The sequence below is a fragment of the uncultured Campylobacter sp. genome, assembly GCF_938018145.1.
GTDB lineage: Bacteria > Campylobacterota > Campylobacteria > Campylobacterales > Campylobacteraceae > Campylobacter_A.
Map to the genome: position 1 here is coordinate 1 of NZ_CALIII010000445.1, position 1200 is coordinate 1200.

General features: G+C 49.2%; 1 protein-coding gene and 1 pseudogene. One reads left to right on the forward strand and one right to left on the reverse strand.

What is annotated here, in order from left to right; genetic code table 11:
* The coding region (locus Q0338_RS10430) for a CinA family protein (protein ID WP_298086666.1) at positions 1-652 on the forward strand (652 nt) is incomplete at its 5' end.
* A gap of 185 nt (positions 653-837) precedes the next feature.
* Here the strand turns inward: Q0338_RS10430 and Q0338_RS10435 are convergent.
* Positions 838-1200 (reverse strand): annotated as a pseudogene (locus tag Q0338_RS10435) (disulfide bond formation protein B); the annotation flags it as partial.

The window sequence follows — 1200 nt, forward strand, 5'->3', positions numbered from 1 at the left end:
AAAAATCCTACTCGAACCGCTGGCAAAAACCTATGAAGTGCAGATTTATTCGTCTCAAATTTTATCAAATTTGGCTCTAATCAGAGTGGAAGCAAACAAATTCGGCCAAACCAGCGGCTTTATAAACGGCGCGAAAAATCTTTTCTCGGGCAAATTTTTTGAAGGCGAGGATGTTTTTCGTCACGTTGCGAGCACGCTTATAGCAAGCGGGCTAAAGCTTACGTTTGCCGAGTCTTGCACGGCTGGGCTTGCCGCGGCTAAATTTGGTGCTTTTGCGGGGGTTTCGGCGGCATTTAACGGCTCGCTAGTGACCTACGCAAACGAGATGAAACGCGACTGGCTGGGTGTTAGCGATGAGATTTTACAAGCCTACGGCGCGGTGAGTGAGCAGTGCGTGATGGCGATGCTAAAAGGCGCGCTAAAGGCGAGCGAATCGGACTTTTCGCTAGCTATCAGCGGTATCGCGGGACCTGACGGCGGTAGCGAGGCAAAGCCTGTGGGAACGGTATTTGTGGGAGCTTGTGCAAAAGACGGCGAGTGTATGATCGAGAGGCTAAATTTAAACGGCGACCGCAACTATATAAGAGAGCAAAGCGCGCTGGCGGCGTACGTTTGCCTGCTAAAGCTAAAGCCTAGGCTATTTTTGGCGTAAATTTGGGTTAAATTTGCGCCGCTTGTTAAATTTGTCTCTGCTTGCTACGGGCGGTTTGCGGCGTAAATTTCACGTTCCAAGCTAAATTTGACGTTTTATATAGTTTGCTATGAAGCTCAAATTTGACGAATAAAACAAAAAACCGTAAAAACGCCAAAATTTGATGCTTTTGCGTTGCTAGCGCCCTATATGTTAGGACTTTCTAACTCATACACGACGTCCTGTCCACTCTCCACGCTTAGGATGAAGAGCGACTCGCCCTTGATCGCGATAGCGTGCATATCGCCGATGGCAGGCAGCTCGTAGGCATCCACCGCCCTCATCGTCTCTGCGTCCACGACGAGTAGGGTGTTGTAGTTTTTGCTAAGCGCTAGAATTTTGCCGTTTTTCACGTCGGCGCCGGTGATGTAGTAGTCGTTTAGATCGCGCCCGTCTTTTAGCTCAAGCCCTGCGCCCGCTTTTAGGACGCTCTCGGCGCTTAAGGTTTGATCGTTTTTATCGACCCTGATGACGACGACTTTTTTTGAAACCTCATTCGGCACGGAGAA